The organism is Shinella sp. Sh6 (assembly GCF_055392685.1).
This window is the reverse complement of record NZ_AP044005.1, coordinates 955,438-973,701: the sequence shown is the minus strand read 5'-3', so window position 1 is coordinate 973,701 and position 18,264 is coordinate 955,438. Positions and strand designations below refer to the sequence as shown.

Genomic DNA, 18,264 nt, shown 5'->3' with positions numbered 1-18,264 from the left:
GATTTTCCCGATCCAGGCGCATCCATGTCCGCATTTTCCCGTTTCACCGCCCTCGCCCAGAGCCTTCCCTCCACCGTGCCCTTCGTGGGGCCGGAAGCCATCGAGCGCGGCCGCGGCCTTGCGGTGAAGGCGCGCATCGGCGCGAACGAAAGCGGCTTCGGCCCCGCCCCTTCGGTTCTCGAAGCGATGCGCGCGGCGGCCGAAACGACCTGGATGTACAGCGACCCGGAGAATTTCGAGCTGCGCGAGGCGCTTGCCCTCCATCACGGCGTCTCGCGGGACAATATCGCCATCGGCGGCGGCATCGACGGCCTGCTCGGCGAGATCGTGCGGCTCGTCGTGGAGCCCGGCACGCCCGTGGTCACCTCGCTCGGCGGCTATCCCACCTTCAACTATCATGTGAACGGTTTCGGCGGACGGCTCGTCACCGCGCCCTATGCGGGCGACCGGGAAGACCTCGACGGCCTCCTCGACGCGGTGCGGCGGGAAAACGCGCCGCTCGTCTATTTCGCAAACCCCGACAATCCGATGGGAAGCTGGTGGGACGGCGACAGCGTCGTCGCCTTCGCCAGGGCCCTGCCGGAAACGACCCTCCTCATTCTCGACGAGGCCTATGGCGAGACGGCGCCCGCCGGCACCATTCCCGCCATCGATGCGCTGATCGGCCAGCCGAACGTGCTGCGCATGCGCACCTTCTCCAAGGCCTACGGCCTTGCCGGCGCGCGCGTCGGCTATGCGATCGGCACCCTCGGCAATGCGCAGGCCTTCGACAAGATCCGCAATCATTTCGGCATGGCCCGGTTGTCGGTCGCGGCCGCGCTGGCGGCCCTGAGGGACCAGGCCTATCTGGTGGACGTTCTCGCCCGCATCGCCGCATCGCGCGAGCGCATCACGGCCATCACCCGGGCGAACGGCCTTCAGCCGCTCGCCTCCGCCACCAATTTCGTCACCGTCGATTGCGGCCGTGACGGCACCCATGCCCGCGCCATCGTCGACGGGCTGATGGAGCACGGCGTCTTCATCCGCATGCCGGGCGTCGCCCCGCTCAACCGATGCATCCGCATCAGCGTCGGGCCGGAGGCGGATATGGTTTTGCTGGAAGAAGCCCTGCCGAAGGTTCTCGGCCGGCTCGGCTGACAGCGAACGAGACCCCGGGGCGCCGCTTTGGCGGTCTTTTCCCCGGGGCCTCGCCAGTAACCGATCAGTGAACCGTCATCCATTCGCGGGCGGCGCGCAGCGCCATTGCGAGGTCGGTCTTCGTCATCGTGGCGGCGACGTCGGCGCGCAGTTCCGCGGCGCGTTCGCAACCCTTGATGGCGGCGATGTTGAGCCACTTGTGCGCCTGCACGAGGTCGATGCCGCAGCCGCGGCCCGTGGCATACATGAGGCCCATGTCGCAGAAGATTTCGGCGCGGTTCTCGCCGCCAACCATGGCGGCCGTTTCGATGGTCTGAAAGTCAAAGCGTGCCATTTTCGTCAGTCCCTGTCCAACTGGTTGTTGCCTGCATTATCCTGTTTTACCTGCCCTTTCGGGCCTCCCCGGGCGCCGGCCGTCTTGTGCGGCCTGGTTTCGCCCTCGGAGTTTTGCCGGCGGGTTCGTCCCGCTCGTCTTATGGCTCCACTATGCCGGCGGGCTTTCAAAATGCGCTTAAAATGCATGCTTAATTTGAGACAAACGAAATCCGAACGCTTGGTAAAATTGGATTTTCGTTAAACATCGCACCCGCTGGAAACCGCGGCATTCGCCTCAAAATTTACGGATTGTTCAACCGGCGATTTCAACCCTTCGCTAACCACCGCGAACGAGGGGCCGCAAAACGCACGCCCGGATTCCCGTTCCGCGGCATATTTACCTTTACGTGTGCGTAAGATATATTCCGGCCGCATTCCGGAGGAGGAAGAGAATGAAACTGAGGACATGGATTGCCGCCGCCCTGATCGCCGCGCCGGGCTTTGCGCTTGCCGGCGAGCCGATCGAGGGCAACTGGAAGACGGCGAGCGGCGCCACCGCCGCCATCGCCAAATGCGGCGGCAGCTTCTGCATCACGCTGAAATCAGGCAAGCACGCCGGCAAGCAGATCGGCAAGCTCGACGGTTCGGGCGCCGACTACACCGGCTCGATCACCGACCCGGAAGCCGACAAGACCTACAGCGGCGCCGGCACCGTCAACGGCAATTCGCTGCGCATGAAGGGCTGCATGCTGGCGGTGCTGTGCAAGTCGCAGACCTGGACGCGGCTTTGAGCTGACGCGGCCGCGCATAGGAAGCCATCACTCCAAGCACTTCGTCATCCTCGGGCTTGTGTGGATGAGATGTGGTTTAGTGGCTTGCATCGGCCGGGATGCGCATCCCGGCCGATGCAGGCAGGTGGCCGTTCCCTCGGGTTGGCTTTGAAGGCCGCGGTCGAGCAAGGCCCTGCCTGCTCCCTTTGACCCCGAACGGTTGCTCGGGCTTTTCGCCCGCACCACAAGCCTGGGAGCAAGGCCATGATACATGATCTCCCCTTCGTCGGCATCGACGTGTGCAAGACCCGCTTCGATGTCTTTGTCCATCCAGCAGGCACGCGGTTTTCCTGTCCCGCCTCGCAAGACGGTATCGGCGCCCTCGTGCAGCGCCTGTCCGGCCTCGGGCGGTGCGCCGTCGCGGTGGAAGCCTCCGGCGGCTATGAGCGCAAGCTGATCGCACCGCTCCATGCGGCCGGCATGACGGTGTACGTCGTGGCGCCGGCCCGCGTGCGCCAGCTGGCGGGTGCGCTCGGCCAGCTGGCCAAGACCGACGCCATCGACGCAGCCATGATCGCCCGCTACCTGGCCGTCGCGCAGGAGAACCTGACACCCTGGCGCCCCGATGCCGCCCGCCAGCGGCTCAGCGCCGTCCTGGCCCATCGCCGCAGGCTGGTGGCAGAAAGAAGCGGACTTGCCAGCCTGCTCGACACCGAGGACGAGCCGCTGGTGCGTTCCCTCGTCCAGGAACGGCTGGATGCCATCGCCCGGGATATCGAGCAGCTCGACAGGGCCGTGCGCGTGCTCCTCGTCGAGCACACCCATCTGCGGCAGCGCTATGACAGGCTTCGTGACGTCAAGGGCGTCGGCCCGGTTCTGGCCAGCACCCTGCTGGCAGACCTGCCCGAGCTGGGCTTCGTTTCGGCCAAGGCAATCGCCGCGCTTGTCGGCGTCGCGCCCCATGCGCGCCAATCCGGGGCCTCCAATCGGTCGGGGCGATGCTCGGGCGGCCGAAAACATCTGCGCGACATCGCCTACATGGCGGTCCTCAGTGCCATCAAGGCAAAGGACCCTGTCCTGGCAGGCTTCTATCAGCGCCTGCGCGGCAGGGGAAAACCATTCAAGCTCGCAATGGTCGCAACCATTCGAAAGCTCATGACAATCCTCAATGCAATCGCCCGATCCCAAACAGCCCTCTCTCAATGACTCCACGGTTGCTTGACCCGAGGATCCACCGAAATGGCACGCCCTGTCTTTGTGGCATGGATCCTCGGGTCAAGCCCGAGGATGACGGAGCGGGTGGGGTGAGTTTCCGGACTTTATCGAAGGGACAATCAAAGGCCGGCGCCAAACGCCGGCCTTTTGCATTCCGGCCTTACCGCGCCCGCTGACCGAAGAGGATTTTCTGCGCTTCCTTGTCCTCGGCAAGGCTTGCCTGGCGGGCGCGCTCTTCCTTGCCCACCTCGATGCCGCGCTGCACGGCGGGGCGGACGAGCACGGCCTCGAACCAGCGCTTGAGGTTCGGGAAATCGTCGAGGTCCTGGCCCTGGTTCTCGTAGGACCGCACCCAGCCGATCGAGGCCATGTCGGCGATCGAATAGTCGCCGGCGAGGTAGTCGCGGTCGGCGAGGCGCTTGTTCATCACGCCGTAGAGGCGGTTCACCTCGTTCGTGTAGCGGTTGATGCCGTATTCGATCTTCTCCGGCGCATATTGGCGGAAGTGATGCGCCTGGCCGGCCATCGGGCCGAGGCCGCCCATCTGCCAGAACAGCCACTGGTCGACCTCGACGCGCCGGCGCTCGTCCGCCGGATAGAATTTTCCGTACTTGCGGCCGAGATATTGCAGGATCGCACCGGATTCGAAGACGGAGATCGGCGCGCCGCCCGGGCCGTCCGGATCGATGATGGCGGGCATGCGGTTGTTCGGCGAGATCTTCAGGAAATCGGGCTCGAACTGCTCGCCCCGGCCGATATTGACGTATTTCACCACATAGGGAACACCGAGTTCCTCGAGCATGATGCTGATCTTGTGGCCGTTCGGCGTCGGCCAGTAATAGAGTTCGATGGGCGCGGTCATTGCCTGTCTCCCGGTTGCACAGGTCAAACAGGTAGAAGCCCGCCTCCCCTCCTTCAAGGCCCGATCACACCTTTCCTGAACGGGAGATGAACCGGCATGTCAGGGAGCGTTCAGTCCGGGAGTGGCAAAAAGGTTCCATCGAAACATCTGGAATGGAATGAGGGACACGACCATGGACATCCTCGCACGCCGCCTGACCATCATCACCCTGCTGATGGCCGTTTTCGCGATCATGCTGGCTGCCGCCGTCGAAACCGACTATCGCCGCAGCGCGCGCAACGACACCGGCAAGCTCATGGCCTGCGCCGCCTCGCACGGCTGCCGCGCCGCCCTCTGATTTCCAGCCTCCCGGAAGACGCCCGATGACCGCCGCCCTCACCCACGCCTCCGCCACGCTGCTGCGCATCCTCGCCCTTTCGGCGATGCTGATGGCGCCGGTCGGCGCCCTCGCCTGGAGCAATGCGGGCGGCCTCGGCATCGAGAAGAACGGCGCGGGCCTCGTGCTTTTCGTCACCCTGCAGCGGCAGTCCATGAGCTGAGCGGGCTTTCCCGCCCTCCGTTCCATGCTACATCCGGCAGCGTTCGCACCCGCAAGGAGCCCCGGATGAAATCCCTCCTCGTCTTTTCCGCCGCGGCCCTTGCCGAGATCGCCGGGTGCTTTGCCTTCTGGGCCTGGTGGCGGCTCGACAAATCCATCCTCTGGCTCGTGCCCGGCATGGCCTCGCTCGCGCTCTTCGGCTGGCTGCTGACGCAGGCCGACAGCGCCTTTGCGGGCCGCGCCTATGCGGCCTATGGCGGGGTCTATATCGCCGCCTCGCTCCTCTGGCTGTGGCTTGCCGAGGGCCTGCGCCCCGACCGCTTCGACCTTGCCGGTGCGGGGCTTGCCGTTGCCGGCGCCGTGGTCATCCTCGCCGCCCCGCGATAAGGCTTGCGGACGCATCGAACTTGTCGTTTGCTTGTCAAAAGACAGCAACTATAGTGATTCATGAGCAAACGAATCTTTTCTCCCCGCCCCCTTTCCTTCTCCACGCCCACGCCTTACGAGCCGCGCTCCTTCGACGATCCGGTCGCCGCGGTCGATGCGCTGGAAGAGCTCTATGAGCGCAACACGAAATTCCTGACCGACGCCTTCGTCTCGCTCGGCCGGAACGGCACGCCGGACAAGCGCTTCCGCGCCTGCTATCCGCAGGTCAGCCTGGAAACGACCAGCTTCGGCCATGTCGATTCCCGCCTTTCCTACGGCTATGTCGCCTCGCCCGGCATCTACACGACGACCATCACCCGCCCGAAACTCTTCCGGCACTACCTCAAGGAACAGCTCGGCCTGCTGATGCGCAACCACGGCGTCCGCATCACGGTCTCCGAATCCACGACGCCGATCCCCCTGCACTTCGCCTTCGGGGAAGGCGCCTATGTGGAGGCTGAGATCGCCGAGAACATCGAGCTGCCGCTGCGCGACCTCTTCGACGCGCCGGACCTGACGAACACCGACGACGAGATCGCCAACGGCTCCTATGAGCCCGGTCCCGGCGAGCCCTCGCCGCTCGCCCCCTTCACCGCGCAGCGCATCGACTATTCGCTCGCCCGCCTCAGCCACTACACGGCGACGAGCGCCAACCATTTCCAGAACTTCGTGCTCTTCACGAACTACCAGTTCTATGTCGACGAGTTCTGCGCCTGGGCGCGCCAGCAGATGGCCGAGGGCGGCAACGGCTACACGGCATTCGTCGAGCCCGGCAACATCATCACGCCCGCCGGCGCCGACAAGCCGGAAACCGACCTGACGCTCGCCCGCCTGCCGCAGATGCCGGCCTACCACATCAAGAAGAAGGGCCATGGCGGCATCACCCTGGTCAATATCGGCGTCGGCCCCTCCAACGCCAAGACGATCACCGACCATATCGCCGTGCTGCGCCCGCATGCCTGGCTGATGCTCGGCCATTGCGCGGGCCTTCGCAACAGCCAGACGCTCGGCGACTACGTGCTTGCCCATGCCTATGTGCGCGAAGACCACGTCCTTGACGACGACCTGCCCGTCTGGGTGCCGATCCCGGCGCTGGCGGAAATCCAGGTAGCGCTGGAAGACGCGGTGGAGGAAGTGACCGGCCTCGAAGGCTACGACCTCAAGCGCATCATGCGCACCGGCACCGTCGCCACCATCGACAACCGCAACTGGGAACTGCGCGACCAGCGCGGGCCGGTGAAACGCCTCTCCCAGTCCCGCGCCATCGCGCTCGACATGGAATCGGCAACCATCGCCGCCAACGGCTTCCGCTTCCGCGTGCCCTACGGCACGCTGCTGTGCGTTTCCGACAAGCCGTTGCACGGCGAGCTGAAACTGCCCGGCATGGCGACCGCCTTCTACCGCACCCAGGTGAACCAGCACCTCCGGATCGGCATCCGCGCCCTCGAAATCCTCGCCGGCATGCCCTCGGAAAAGCTGCATTCGCGCAAGCTGAGAAGCTTCTTCGAGACGGCGTTCCAGTAACGCACAGGCGAAAGGGTAGCTGCCGGGATTGAAGCGCCCGGCGGCATCGACTACATTGAACTACAAAGCCATGGCGGTAGACAATGAGCACGGCAACCCACCCAACCTCCATCAGACTGTCGAAGGAAACGCTTGCGCTGCTCGATCAACGGGCGCGCGAAACCAGACGCTCGCGGTCGTTTCTCGTCGAACAGGCTGTCCGAAGGCACCTTGGGACGCCAGCGGAGCCCGCCGACATGGATGAAACTGCCCGGAAGATCGAACGCCTTCGTGCATTCAGGGGCGCGGGCACGAAGCTCTATGCGCCGCTTTCGGCGAATGAAGTAGACAACCTGCGCCGAGAATTCTCCGGCGATGACGAATAACGGCTGGCTCGATCAGACGACGCGTCTCTATCTCGATTCCAACATCGTCATCTACTACGTCCAGGGGGAAGAAAACCTGCAAAGGCGGGTCGACGCCCTGCTGACAGACGCTTTATAGCGCAACATAGAACTCATCGCTAACGAGATTGTTGTTTGCGAATGCTTTTACGGCGCCTACCGCCTCGCCCGGCCAGAAGTGGAAGCCGCCTACAGGTCGTTCTTCTTCGATGCGGGGATCGTAACGGTGGTCCCGGCGGATTTCCCCCTGCTGAATGCGGCAGCCCGCATCGGTGCTGCGAAGGGCTTGAAGCTGCTCGACGCCAGCCACTATTGCTCCGCGGTCGATTCCGGTTGCGAATGTCTCATCACCAACGACAGGAAATTCGTTTCCGATGAGACACTTCGCATTCTTCAGCTCGGTGAATAGTCAGCCCGCCAGCACGCTCCACGCATGCTCCAGCCCCTTCCGCGTGATGTCGATCATCTCATCGACCTCGGCATGGGTGATGACGAGCGGCGGGGAGAAGAGCATGCGGTCGGCGGTGGCGCGCAGCACGAGGCCGTTTGCAAGGCAATGGTTGCGGACGGTGACGCCGGCCGTCTCCTTGTCCTCGAAGCGCTTTCGGGTCGCCTTGTCCTCGGCGAGCTGCACGGCGGCCATCAGGCCGACCTGCTGCACCTCGCCGACGATGGGCAAGTCCTCCAGCGATTTGAGGCCAGCGGCGAGGTAGGGGCCGATGTCGTCGTGGACGCGCTCGACGAGCTTCTCGTCCTCGATGATGCGCAGGTTCTCCAGCGCAGCGGCCGCGCAGACCGGGTGGCCGGAATAGGTGAAGCCGTGGTTGAAGTCGCCGACCTCCTCGACCAGCACGTTGCCGACACGGTCGGAGACCATGACGCCGCCGATGGGCAGGTAACCGGAGGAGAGGCCCTTGGCGATGGGCGCAAGATCCGGCTCGACGCCGAAATGCTGGTGGCCGAACCAGTGGCCGGTGCGCCCGAAGCCGCAGATCACCTCGTCGGCGACGAGCAGGATGTTGCGCGCCTTGCAGATGCGGGCGATCTCCGGCCAGTAGCTGTCCGGCGGCACGATGACGCCGCCCGCCCCCTGGATCGGCTCGGCGACGAAGGCGGCGACATTGTCCTCGCCGAGTTCGTCGATCTTCTCTTCGAGCTGGCGGGCCATCTTCAGGCCGAATTCGTCGCGGGAGAGCTCGCCGCCCTCGCCGTACCAGTAGGGCTGGTCGATATGGTGGACGCCGGCAATCGGCAGGTCGCCCTGCTCGTGCATCCACTTCATGCCGCCGAGCGAGGCGCCGGCGACGGTGGAGCCATGATAGCCGTTCCTGCGGGCGATGACCGCCTTCTTGGTCGGCTTGCCCATGGCGCCCCAGTAGACGCGCGCCATGCGGAACCAGGTGTCGTTCGCCTCCGAGCCCGAGCCGGTGAAGAAGACGCGGTTGATGTTCGGCCCGGCGTGCGACGTGATCTTCTGGGCGAGCAGCACGGCCGGCGGCGTCGTGGTGCCGAAGAAGGTGTTGTAGTAGGGCAGCTCGTTCATCTGCCGCATGACGGCTTCTGCGATCTCCTTGCGGCCATAGCCGATATTGACGCACCACAGGCCCGCGAAGCCGTCGAGATAGCGCTTGCCGTGATTGTCGAAGATGTAGCAGCCATCGCCGCGCTCGATGATGCGCGTGCCGGCCGCGTTCAGCTTCTTCATGTCCGAGAAAGGATGAAGGTGGTGGGCGGCGTCGAGGGCTCCGAGGTTGGAAACGGCGGCTGCGCTGGTGTTCGGCATCGGGATCATCCTTGCGGGTAGGTCGCGCCTTATTGAACGGCGGGACAGAATGGGTTACGAAAATGCCCATACAACAGGCATTTGGCAAGAGATCGAGCACGAGCAAATCACCTTATCCATGCCTCCCGCCAAACCAAAAGCAGGCATCATGACAAACGACAAGACGGCGGCCGGTCCGCTGCCCGCCAACACCCCGCCCCGCATCGAAATCCTCCTCGTCGGCATGAACGGGGACCTGCGCGGCAAGCAGGTTCCGCTCGAGGGAGAGAAGAAGATCTGGGACGGCTCGGTGCGCCTGCCCTCCTCCACACAGTCGCTGGATATCTGGGGCGACGACAACGACGACATCACCGGCCTGTCGCTCTCCGTCGGCGATCCGGACGGCGTGTGCATTCCCGACAAGCGCTCGCTGACCGTCATGCCCTGGGCGCCTGAAGGCTCCCGGCAGGTGCTGGCCACCATGCACGAATTCGACGGTACCGCCTCCTTCATGGACCCGCGCGCCATCCTCTCGCGCATGCTGGAGCGCTTTGCCGCGCGCGGCCTGACGCCGGTGGTGGCGACCGAGCTCGAGTTCTACGTGGTGGAAGGCGACTGGTACGAGACCGGCAAGCCCCGCCCGCCAGAGGCGCTGACCTGGCGTGGCGAGCCGAACGGCTTCCAGCTCTACGACATGAGCGCGACGGATGCACTCGACGGCTACCTCCAGACCGTGCGCGCGTGGGCGAAGGCGATGGACCTGCCGGCGGATGCCACGACGGCGGAGTTCGGCCCCGGCCAGTTCGAGATCAACCTCTTGCACCGGCCGGACGCGCTGGCGGCGGCCGACGACTGCATCTATCTCAAGCGCATCGCCGACCAGGCCGCGCGCCGCTTCGGCCTGAAATCCACCTGCATGGCAAAACCCTATGCCGGCCAGGCGGGCTCGGGCCTGCACGTCCATTGCAGCATCCTCGACCGGGACGGCAGGAACATCCTCGACGCAAGGGGCGGCGAACCGGCGAAGCTGAAGTCGATCACCGCCGGCATGTTGCAAACGATGCGCGACGCGCAACTCGTCTTCGCGCCCTTCGCCAATTCCTACCGCCGCTTCCAGCCGGGCTCCTTCGCGCCCGTCGACCTCACCTGGGGCTTCGGCCATCGCGGCACCGCCATCCGCATCCCCGACAAGGACGGCCCGGCGGCGCGCGTCGAGCATCGCGTGGCGGGCGCGGACGTGAACCCCTATCTGCTGCTGACCGCCATCCTCGGCGGCATCCTCCTAGGCCTCGACAAGGACCTCGACCCGGGGCCGGTGACGGAGCCGGGCAAGGACGTACCGGATGCGAAGCGCCTGACGCACGACTTCCTGACGGCCGTGGAGGAATTCTCGGCCTCGCCCTTCATCGGGGACGCGTTCGGGGCCGAGTACCAGAAGCTCTATGGGGATACGAAGCGCAAGGAGGCGATCACCTACCTGCGCACGGTCTCGGATTTCGATTACCAGACCTACTTGCCGCGGATTTAGCGGGCGTTCGAAGGCCCCTCCCCAACCCCTCCCCACAAGGGGGAGGGACTTAACCCGCGGCACTCTCAGCGGAAAATTTTAAGGGAAGAGCATGCTGCTAGCCTTTCTCCCCCCTTGTGGGGGAGATGCCGGCAGGCAGAGAGGGCCTTTACAAGCGATGGGCACCCATGCTCAAGCCGCCGCCGTCTCGGCCTTGGCCATGTTCTCGGCCTGTACCTTGGGCACCATGACCTTCAGCTCGCCCGGATGCAGGCGGATCGAGACGTCGCGGTCCATGGGCAGCAGCTCGCCGTCGATGACGCAGTTGATCGCCCGGTCGACCCTGGGAAAATGCAGCTCCACCTCCGCGCCGGTCATCTCGCAGACGTCGGCGTTCTCGCGCAGCCTGCCGCGCAGGATATCGAAGGCGAGCTTCGCCGCGCCGGCCGGCTTCAGCGGATTGGTCGTGTAGAAGCCGAGATGGCCGCCGGTGAGGTCCTCCGCATAGAGCAGGCCGTTCTCGCCGAAGCGGTTGTTCGAGACGTTGATGGCGGAGACCTTGCGATGCGCCGCAACGCCGTCGACGTCGAACTCCACGTCGAATTCCGGCGGGTCGAGGATGACGCCGAGGGCGGCGCGGGTGTTGGCGGCGATCTTGCCGAGGCGCGAGCGGTAGCTCATCGTGTTGCGCAGGCGCACGAGGCGGGCATGGAGGCCGGCGGCGAACTGGTGCACGAAGGCCCGGTCGTCCGCCGTGCCGATGTCGGCCGCGGCGATATCGCCGTCGGCGAGCGCATCGATCGCCTCCCATATATCGAGCGGGATCTTCAGCGAGCGGGCGAAGAGGTTCATCGTGCCCGCCGGCACGACGCCGAGCGGCATGCCGTTCTGCCAGGCAAGGCCGGCGGCGGCCGAGACCGTGCCGTCGCCGCCGCCGGCGAGCATCGCGTCGAGGTCCGTCCGGTCGGCGCAGCGGCGCAGCGCCATCTCGATATCGGCGCCCTCGACAATATCGCAGTCGAGATGATGGCCCGCCTCGGCGAACACCTTTTCCGCATGGCGGGCATAGGCGTCCATGTCGATGGTGCGGAACGTGCCGCCGTCCCTGTTGAAGATCGCCTGAACTCTCATTCGCATACTCCGCATCTTTTCGCCGTGAACGGCAAAAGTGGCTGGATAGCCATTAGATAAGGGAGAAAGCGGCGATTAGCAGGCGAGCGCGCAACAGAGCGCAACAAATCGTGAGCGGATCAAATTCGGGTGAGGTGAAAAATCGCAGTAGGAGCCGGGTGCGAATTGATATATTACAGCCCGGTCGCCTGGCGTCGGGAGTGCGCCGGCCGACCCGATTTACCTACCCATCAGGCCTTTCCGGCCGGAACCAGACCGCATCAGCAGCCAGGAGGAGTGGCAGCCCCGTGCGAGGGTCCGTCGCCGTTTTGCCGCGTGGGCCACACCTGCGGAGCCCCCCGTGTCCGAACATCCCCTGCCGCATGCCGCCCTCTCCTCCGGGCAGCCGCCGCTCGCCGCGCTTACCGTCACCCTGATCATCCTGGCGCTCGCCGTTGGCAGCTTCGGCATCGGCACCGGCGAATTCGCCATCATGGGCCTCCTGCCGGATGTCGCGAAAACCTTCGGCGTGACGACCGCCGAGGCGGGCTACGTCATCAGCGCCTATGCCCTCGGGGTCGTGGTCGGTGCGCCGGTCATCGCCGTCATCGGCGCGCGCTTTCGCCGGCGCGACCTGCTGCTCGCGCTGATGGGCATCTTCGCCGCCGGCAATCTTGCCAGCGCCGCCGCCCCCACCTTTCACACCTTCATCCTCTTCCGCTTCCTGACGGGCCTGCCGCACGGGGCCTATTTCGGCGTCGCCGCGCTCGTCGCCGCCTCCATGGTGCCGGTCAACAAGCGCACGCAGGCGGTCGGCAAGGTCATGCTGGGCCTGACGGTGGCGACGCTGATCGGCACGCCGCTCGCAGCCTTCTTCGGCCAGCTGCTCGACTGGCAGTTCATGTTCGTCGCCGTCGGCATCACGGGGCTGCTGACGGTCGGGCTGATCGCCATCTTCCTGCCGCGCGACAAGGCGCCGAAGGGCATCAACGCGCTGACGGAACTCGGCGCCCTCAAGCGCAGGCAGGTCTGGCTGACGCTCGGCATCGCCGCGACCGGCTTCTGCGGCATGTTCGCGGTCTTCTCCTATATCTCGCCGATCGTCACCGAGGTCGCCGGCCTTCATGTAAGCATGGTGCCGGTCATCATGGCGATCTTCGGCTGCGGCATGATCGTCGGCAACATCTTCGGCGCCAAGCTCGCCGACCTGTCGCTGATGCGCACCATCGGCTGGTCGCTGGTGCTCTATTTCTTCGTGCTCGTCAGCCTGTCGCTGACGGCGGAGAACCCGGTCCTGCTCGGCCTGTGCTGCTTCCTGATCGGCTGCTCCTTCGTCGTCGGCCCTGCGCTCCAGACGCGGCTGATGGATGTCGCGGGCGACGCGCAGACGCTTGCCGCCGCCCTCAACCATTCCGCCTTCAACGTCGCCAACGCGCTCGGCGCGCTCTTCGGCGGCATGGCGATCACGGCGGGCTACGGCTACGGCTCGATGGGCTTCGTCGGCGCGGCGACGGCTGTCATCGGCTTCGGCGTCTTCCTTCTCTCGCTGGCGCTCGAAAAGGCCGACCGCACGGCCACCCCCGCCTGCCCGGCGGAGTGAGCGACCAAAACCCGGCTATCGCGGCGGCGCCCCTCGGGGCGCCGTTTGCGTTCAGACGGCCGGCAGTTTCAAGGGGCCGCCTGTCTTGATGCTGCGGATCGCGAAATTGGAGCGGATGTCGGTCACGCCCGGCATGGCGAGCAGCGTTTCCGTCAGCAAGGTCTCGTAGGCCGAAAGGTCCTCGACCACCACTTCAGCCAGGAAGTCCGCATTGCCGGAGATCAGGAAGCAGGAGACGATCTCGGGAACGGCGAGCAGCGCCGCCTGCTGCTCGGCGGCGTTTTCCCGGCTGTGCAGCCCCACCTTGATCTCGACGAAGACAGTGAGGCCCAGCCCCACTTCCTTGCGGTCGATGTCCGCCCGGTAGCCGCGCAGCACGCCGGATTTCTCCAGGTTGCGGATGCGGCGCAGGCAGGGCGACGGCGAGAGGTTCACCCGCTCGGCGATCTCCACGTTCGTCGCCCGCGCATCCTCCTGCAGCACCTTGAGGATGGCGATATCGAATTTATCGAGGTTTGGCATATCTGCGAATTTTCCCGGCCCACTTTGGCATGATCGTGCGCATCCTACCTCCACAGCACCACAACTCGCAAGGACATGCCGCGACCTTCGGCGCTAGTGTCCCGCCGTGACCTGAGCCGCAGCGCAGAAAGGATGCCAGATGGCCATGACCTCGCTTTCCTCCCCCGGGACCTCCAATCCGCTTGCCGCCGGCTATGCCGGCGCGGCGGTGACGGTGCTGATCTGGGCGACATGGGTGGTGGCGACGCGCCACACGGCCGCAACCCCGCTCGGCACCGTCGACATCGGCCTCATCCGCTACGGCGTGCCGGCCATCCTGCTCGCGCCCGTCTGGCTGCGCACGGGACTGCTGCCGAAGGGCGTGCCGCTGCGGCTCGTCGTCGTGATGGTGGCCGGCGCGGGCGCCCTCTTCTTCCAGATCACGGCGGCGGCGCTGCATGTGACGCCTGCCGCGCCGGGCGGCATCCTGCTCGGCGGCTCCATGCCGCTGGCGACCGCCCTCATCGGCATGGTGCTCTTCGGCGAGCGGCCGGACCGCATGCGCCTTGCCGGCCTTGGCGCCATCGTCTTAGGCGTCGTCATCCTCCTTGCGGCAAGCCTCCAGAAGAGCGGCATGACGATGACCGGCTTCGTGCTGCTGCCGCTCGGCGCGGTGCTCTGGGCGGGCTTCACCCACGCCTTCCGCCGCTCCGGCCTCAGCGCGCTTGAGGGCGCCGCGCTCGTCGCCGCCTGGTCCTTCCTCATCCATCTCGGGCTGGCGGCGGTCTTCGGCACGCATCTTGCCGCAGCCTCCCTGCCCGACCTTGCGCTGCAGGTCGCCAGCCAGGGCATCCTTTCCGGCCTCGTCGCCACCTTCGCCTACGGCACGGCCATCCGCGCGCTCGGCGGTAGCCAGGCCGCGGCCTTCACCGCCATCACGCCGGTCCTGGCGACGCTCGGCGGCGCAGTGTTCCTCGGCGAGAGCTTCGGCGCCGCCGAGATGGCGGCCGCGCTGGTAGTCGGCGCCGGCGTGGCGCTCTCGACGGGGGTTTTCTCGCCGAAGCGGTGAATTGCGGGTGGGCTTTTCTTTCCTGCTTCTGCTTCTGCTCCTTCCCTTTCCCTTTCCCTTCCCCTCCCTCTCTCTACTCGTCTGCCTACTGTCTCTCTGCCCACTCCCTTCGTCATGGTCGGGCTTGACCCGACCATCCATGCCTCACCCGCGGCTGTGGATCCTCGGGTCAAGCCCGAGGATGACGCAAAGGTATGGGGTGGGATTTGAGGAAGGCAGTTGGGTGACGCCAACAAGAAAAGGCGCCCGCGGCTTTTGCCGGGGCGCCTTTTTGCGTTCGTCGTTGCGGCGGGATCAGCCGTGGATGATCTCGCGGTGCTTCTGCAGGCGCTTGCCGTAGGCCTGGCTGACGCGGTCGAAGATGATCGCGATGCCGACGATGGCGAGGCCGTTGAAGATGCCGAGGGTGAAATACTGGTTGGAGATAGCCTTAAGCACCGGCTGGCCGAGGCCCTGCACGCCGATCATCGAGGCGATGACGACCATGGCGAGGGCCATCATGATCGTCTGGTTGATGCCGGCCATGATGGTGGGCAGCGCGAGCGGCATCTGCACGTTCTTCAGCTTCTGCCAGTTCGACGAGCCGAAGGCGTCGGCGGCCTCCAGCACGTCCTTGTCGACGAGGCGGATGCCAAGATTGGTGAGGCGGATCATCGGCGGAATGGCGTAGATGACCACCGCGATCAGCCCCGGGACCTTGCCGATGCCGAGCAGCATGACGACCGGGATGAGGTAGACGAAGCTCGGCATGGTCTGCATGACGTCGAGCACCGGATTGACGACGTTCTGCACCCGGTCCGATCGCGACATGAGGATGCCGATCGGTATGCCGATGACGATGGAAAGGACGGTACAGACGAAGATCATCGAGACCGTCTTCATCGTGTCGTCCCACATGTCGAAATAGCCGATGATGAGCAGCGTGACCATCGAGCCGGCGACGATCTTCCAGTTGCGGCTGGCGAACCAGGCGACAAGGGCGATCAGGATGAGGATGATCGGCCAGGGCGTCTTCGTCATGAAGCGCTCGGACCAGATGAGAAAGTGTTGCAGCGGCTCGAAGAGGGATTCGATGCCGTCGCCATAGGCGCGGGTGAAGGCGCGGAAACCTTCGTCGATCGCCTTCTTGAGGTCGCGCAGCGAATTCGCGTCCATCGTCGGAAATTTCGTGAACCAGTCCATGTCGATCCCCTTTCGGCTGGGCCAGTCTTGCGCCGGCCTTCCCGCCTACCCTGAAAGATGCCGCGGCCATGCGCGCGGCCGTTTGCGCCAACGAGATGCATGTTGGCGAAGGCGGATGACGGCGCGCCGCGGGGCGCGCCGTCCGTTTGCGTCAGGCTCAGAGAGCGGCCTTGATCTTCTCGGCGACTTCCGGCGAGACCCAGGTCGTCCAGAGCGCTTCATTCTCTTCCAGGAAGTGCTTGGCGCCGTCGTCGCCGCTCGCCTGGTTGTCGGTCATCCAGGCCATCAGCTTGTTGACCGTGTCGTTCGTCCAGGCGCGCTTGTTGAGGTAGTCCATGACGTCCGTGCCGGCGCGTTCGGAGAACGGCTTGGTCACGAGCGTCTGGACGGTGTCCTTCGGCCAGTCGTTCTTCTTCGGGTCCGGGCAATCCGCAACGGTGTTGCAGCGCTTCCACTCGGCCGCGTCATAGGGAACGCCGTGCTCGAGCTTGACCATGTCGTACTTGCCGAGAAGCGCGGTCGGGGCCCAGTAGTAGCCGACCCAGCCTTCCTTGCGCTCGTAGGCCTTGGCGATCGAGCCGTCGAGGCCGGCCGCCGAGCCCGTGTCGACGAGCGTGAAGTTGGCGGCTTCCCCGCCGTAGGCCTTGAAGAGCTGGCTGGTCACGACCGTGCCGCCCCAGCCCTGCGGGCCGTTGTGCACGGCGCCCTTGCTCTTGTCTTCCGGATCGGGGAACAGTTCGGGATGCTTCAGGGCATCGTCGATCGTCTTGATGTCCGGATGCGCCTCGGCGACGTATTTCGGGATCCACCAGCCCTGGACGGCGCCGTCGGAGAGCGCGACCGCCGCACCGACCAGCTTGCCCTCGTCGATGCCGCGCTTGACGACGTCCGGCAGGAGGTCGACCCAGCCTTCGGGCGCGAGGTCCGGCTCGCCCTTCTCGATCATCGAGGTGATGGTCGGAACGGTGTCGCCGACGATGACCTCGGCGTTGCAGCCGTAGCCTTCGGTCAGGATGAACTTGTCGAGTGCGGCGAGAACCTCGGCGCTCTGCCAGTTCATGCTGGCGATGGTCACGTCGCCGCATTCGGCGCGTGCCGCGCCCGTCATGGCCAGGAGGCCGGCGACGAGGCAGGTGGAAGCAAGAAGATGTTTCATATCCGTTCCCTCATTTGCGGCGGTGTCGTTATCCTGTCGAGCCCGGCTGCACCGCCGCCGCAGGGCTCGTGATCCCTCGTGCGGATCGCTGCCGGACCGGCCGGAAAGGCTCCGGTGGTCCGCGATACCGCATCCTCGACTTTTGCAGCTACAGGGTCGAATGCCGGTACGAATGCGTCTGCCATTGACCTCGATGCGTCATGGGGCCGTCAAAACCGCAAAGCCTTGCCCGGTTTTCGCGGGCGCGGGATCATGCGGGCAATGGTATGATACAATTCAGCTTTTTCAAACCGCAAAAACGGAAAGGCCGGCAAAGCCGGCCTTGTCCCGTTGCGACATGTCCCGGAAATCAGGCCTCGCGGCGCCCCTGGACGACGAAGACACGCGTGCCCGGCTCGACGCGGGCGTAAAGATCGATCACGTCATGGTTGAGCATGCGCACGCAGCCGCTCGACATGGCCTGGCCGATGGACCAGGGCTGGTTGGTGCCGTGGATGCGGAACATCGTGTCGCGGCCGTTCTGGTAGAGATACATGGCGCGCGCGCCCAGCGGGTTGTTGATGCCGCCCGGCAGGCCGCCGGCATATTTCAGGTTGCGCCTGTCGCGGCGCATCATGTTCGGCGTCGGCGTCCAGCTCGGCCATTCGGCCTTGCGGCCGACCGTGGCATTGCCGGCGAGCGAATAGCCCATCCGGCCGACGCCGATGCCGTAGCGGATCGCCCGCCCCTCGCCGAGCACGTAGTAGAGCCGGCGGGCCGGCGTATCGACGACGATGGTGCCCGCCGCCTGGCCCGTCTCGTAGGCGACTTCCTGGCGGCGCAGTTCCGGCTTGATCTTGTCGAGCGGCATCGCCTTCAGCGGATGCTTCTCGTCCGGCCGCGCGCCATAGTCGGCACGGCCGCCCATGCCGTTCGTGGCGCAGCCCGCAAGCAGGGCGGCGGAAGCGCCGAGCAGGAATCCGCGGCGGGAGATCGACATGGTTAACGCCCCTTGAATGATTGGTCCTCGGGGCTGAGAATTATGCAGTTATGGTTAATCGAGGGTTAAGGCGCGCGGTGCGGTTGTGGGCGGGATTAACGTATTGGGGGAAAGCACCACCTCTCCACCGTCATCCTCGGGCTTGACCCGAGGATCCATCCACGAATGCAGGGCGTGCCGTGAGGCGTGGATCCTCGGGTCAAGCCCGAGGATGACAACCGAGAGATG

At 65.4% G+C, this 18,264-nt stretch carries 20 protein-coding genes; 12 read left to right on the top strand and 8 right to left on the bottom strand.

The window, feature by feature from the left end:
* The first annotated feature begins 24 nt into the window (after positions 1-24).
* Positions 25-1,137, top strand: a complete 1,113-nt coding sequence (locus ACZ5TO_RS04675; RefSeq protein WP_464799722.1) for a pyridoxal phosphate-dependent aminotransferase — start codon at positions 25-27, stop codon at positions 1,135-1,137.
* 64 nt (positions 1,138-1,201) lie between these two features.
* Here the strand turns inward: ACZ5TO_RS04675 and ACZ5TO_RS04670 are convergent, their stop codons facing one another.
* Positions 1,202-1,471 carry an SEL1-like repeat protein gene (locus ACZ5TO_RS04670; protein ID WP_464799721.1) on the bottom strand — a complete coding sequence of 90 codons (270 nt, stop codon included), beginning with the start codon at positions 1,469-1,471 and terminating at the stop codon, positions 1,202-1,204.
* A gap of 433 nt (positions 1,472-1,904) precedes the next feature.
* On the opposite strand from ACZ5TO_RS04670, the gene ACZ5TO_RS04665 reads away from it, so the two are divergent.
* Together ACZ5TO_RS04665 and ACZ5TO_RS04660 are read left to right on the top strand one after the other, a co-directional pair.
* Complete coding sequence (locus ACZ5TO_RS04665) at positions 1,905-2,243, top strand: DUF2147 domain-containing protein (protein WP_184144732.1); 339 nt, start codon at positions 1,905-1,907, stop codon at positions 2,241-2,243.
* Between the two features lie 243 nt (positions 2,244-2,486).
* A complete protein-coding gene (locus tag ACZ5TO_RS04660) occupies positions 2,487-3,428 on the top strand; it encodes an IS110 family RNA-guided transposase (RefSeq protein ID WP_464799720.1) in 942 nt (313 codons plus the stop codon).
* 169 nt (positions 3,429-3,597) lie between these two features.
* On the opposite strand, the gene ACZ5TO_RS04655 is transcribed toward ACZ5TO_RS04660, so the two are convergent.
* The gene (locus ACZ5TO_RS04655; protein ID WP_464799719.1) at positions 3,598-4,299 is read right to left on the bottom strand and encodes a glutathione S-transferase N-terminal domain-containing protein; all 702 of its coding nucleotides are present in this window, start codon (positions 4,297-4,299) and stop codon (positions 3,598-3,600) included.
* 172 nt (positions 4,300-4,471) lie between these two features.
* Here ACZ5TO_RS04655 and ACZ5TO_RS04650 point away from each other — a divergent pair, with 172 nt between their 5' ends.
* The 6 genes from ACZ5TO_RS04650 to ACZ5TO_RS04625 all read left to right on the top strand — a co-directional run bounded on the left by ACZ5TO_RS04650 (position 4,472) and on the right by ACZ5TO_RS04625 (position 7,579).
* Positions 4,472-4,636, top strand: a complete 165-nt coding sequence (locus ACZ5TO_RS04650) for a hypothetical protein (protein WP_184144756.1) — start codon at positions 4,472-4,474, stop codon at positions 4,634-4,636.
* Between the two features lie 25 nt (positions 4,637-4,661).
* Positions 4,662-4,838: a hypothetical protein gene (locus ACZ5TO_RS04645; protein WP_184144734.1), complete on the top strand. Its 177-nt coding sequence runs from the start codon at positions 4,662-4,664 to the stop codon at positions 4,836-4,838.
* A 65-nt stretch (positions 4,839-4,903) separates the two neighbouring features.
* Positions 4,904-5,224, top strand: coding sequence for a YnfA family protein (locus ACZ5TO_RS04640; RefSeq protein ID WP_184144735.1), 321 nt, complete (start codon positions 4,904-4,906; stop codon positions 5,222-5,224).
* Positions 5,225-5,284: 60 nt separating this feature from the next.
* The gene (locus ACZ5TO_RS04635) at positions 5,285-6,787 is read left to right on the top strand and encodes an AMP nucleosidase (protein ID WP_464799718.1); all 1,503 of its coding nucleotides are present in this window, start codon (positions 5,285-5,287) and stop codon (positions 6,785-6,787) included.
* Between the two features lie 83 nt (positions 6,788-6,870).
* Complete coding sequence (locus ACZ5TO_RS04630; RefSeq protein WP_464799717.1) at positions 6,871-7,152, top strand: ribbon-helix-helix protein, CopG family; 282 nt, start codon at positions 6,871-6,873, stop codon at positions 7,150-7,152.
* Between the two features lie 124 nt (positions 7,153-7,276).
* Complete coding sequence (locus ACZ5TO_RS04625) at positions 7,277-7,579, top strand: type II toxin-antitoxin system VapC family toxin (protein WP_464800333.1); 303 nt, start codon at positions 7,277-7,279, stop codon at positions 7,577-7,579.
* Here the strand turns inward: ACZ5TO_RS04625 and ACZ5TO_RS04620 are convergent, their stop codons facing one another.
* Entirely contained in the window at positions 7,580-8,953 is a 1,374-nt protein-coding gene (locus ACZ5TO_RS04620) for an aspartate aminotransferase family protein (RefSeq protein WP_464799716.1), read from the bottom strand.
* 148 nt (positions 8,954-9,101) lie between these two features.
* Between ACZ5TO_RS04620 and ACZ5TO_RS04615 the strand changes: the two genes are divergently transcribed.
* Positions 9,102-10,460 (top strand): glutamine synthetase family protein, encoded by a 1,359-nt coding sequence (locus tag ACZ5TO_RS04615; RefSeq protein WP_464799715.1) that lies wholly within the window; start codon positions 9,102-9,104, stop codon positions 10,458-10,460.
* Between the two features lie 171 nt (positions 10,461-10,631).
* Here ACZ5TO_RS04615 and ACZ5TO_RS04610 read toward each other — a convergent pair whose 3' ends face one another.
* Positions 10,632-11,570, bottom strand: coding sequence for a diacylglycerol/lipid kinase family protein (locus tag ACZ5TO_RS04610; RefSeq protein WP_184144741.1), 939 nt, complete (start codon positions 11,568-11,570; stop codon positions 10,632-10,634).
* A 340-nt stretch (positions 11,571-11,910) separates the two neighbouring features.
* Between ACZ5TO_RS04610 and ACZ5TO_RS04605 the strand changes: the two genes are divergently transcribed.
* Positions 11,911-13,149, top strand: a complete 1,239-nt coding sequence (locus ACZ5TO_RS04605) for an MFS transporter (protein ID WP_343059504.1) — start codon at positions 11,911-11,913, stop codon at positions 13,147-13,149.
* Between the two features lie 51 nt (positions 13,150-13,200).
* Here the strand turns inward: ACZ5TO_RS04605 and ACZ5TO_RS04600 are convergent, their stop codons facing one another.
* Positions 13,201-13,671: an Lrp/AsnC family transcriptional regulator gene (locus tag ACZ5TO_RS04600; protein ID WP_184144742.1), complete on the bottom strand. Its 471-nt coding sequence runs from the start codon at positions 13,669-13,671 to the stop codon at positions 13,201-13,203.
* Positions 13,672-13,816: 145 nt separating this feature from the next.
* On the opposite strand from ACZ5TO_RS04600, the gene ACZ5TO_RS04595 reads away from it, so the two are divergent.
* The gene (locus tag ACZ5TO_RS04595; protein WP_464800332.1) at positions 13,817-14,719 is read left to right on the top strand and encodes a DMT family transporter; all 903 of its coding nucleotides are present in this window, start codon (positions 13,817-13,819) and stop codon (positions 14,717-14,719) included.
* A gap of 294 nt (positions 14,720-15,013) precedes the next feature.
* On the opposite strand, the gene ACZ5TO_RS04590 is transcribed toward ACZ5TO_RS04595, so the two are convergent.
* The 3 genes from ACZ5TO_RS04590 to ACZ5TO_RS04580 all read right to left on the bottom strand — a co-directional run bounded on the left by ACZ5TO_RS04590 (position 15,014) and on the right by ACZ5TO_RS04580 (position 18,036).
* Positions 15,014-15,901, bottom strand: coding sequence for an ABC transporter permease (locus ACZ5TO_RS04590; protein ID WP_184144743.1), 888 nt, complete (start codon positions 15,899-15,901; stop codon positions 15,014-15,016).
* A gap of 157 nt (positions 15,902-16,058) precedes the next feature.
* A complete protein-coding gene (locus tag ACZ5TO_RS04585; protein WP_184144744.1) occupies positions 16,059-17,057 on the bottom strand; it encodes an ABC transporter substrate-binding protein in 999 nt (332 codons plus the stop codon).
* Between the two features lie 349 nt (positions 17,058-17,406).
* Positions 17,407-18,036 carry a L,D-transpeptidase gene (locus tag ACZ5TO_RS04580; protein ID WP_464799714.1) on the bottom strand — a complete coding sequence of 210 codons (630 nt, stop codon included), beginning with the start codon at positions 18,034-18,036 and terminating at the stop codon, positions 17,407-17,409.
* Between the last annotated feature and the right edge of the window lie 228 nt (positions 18,037-18,264).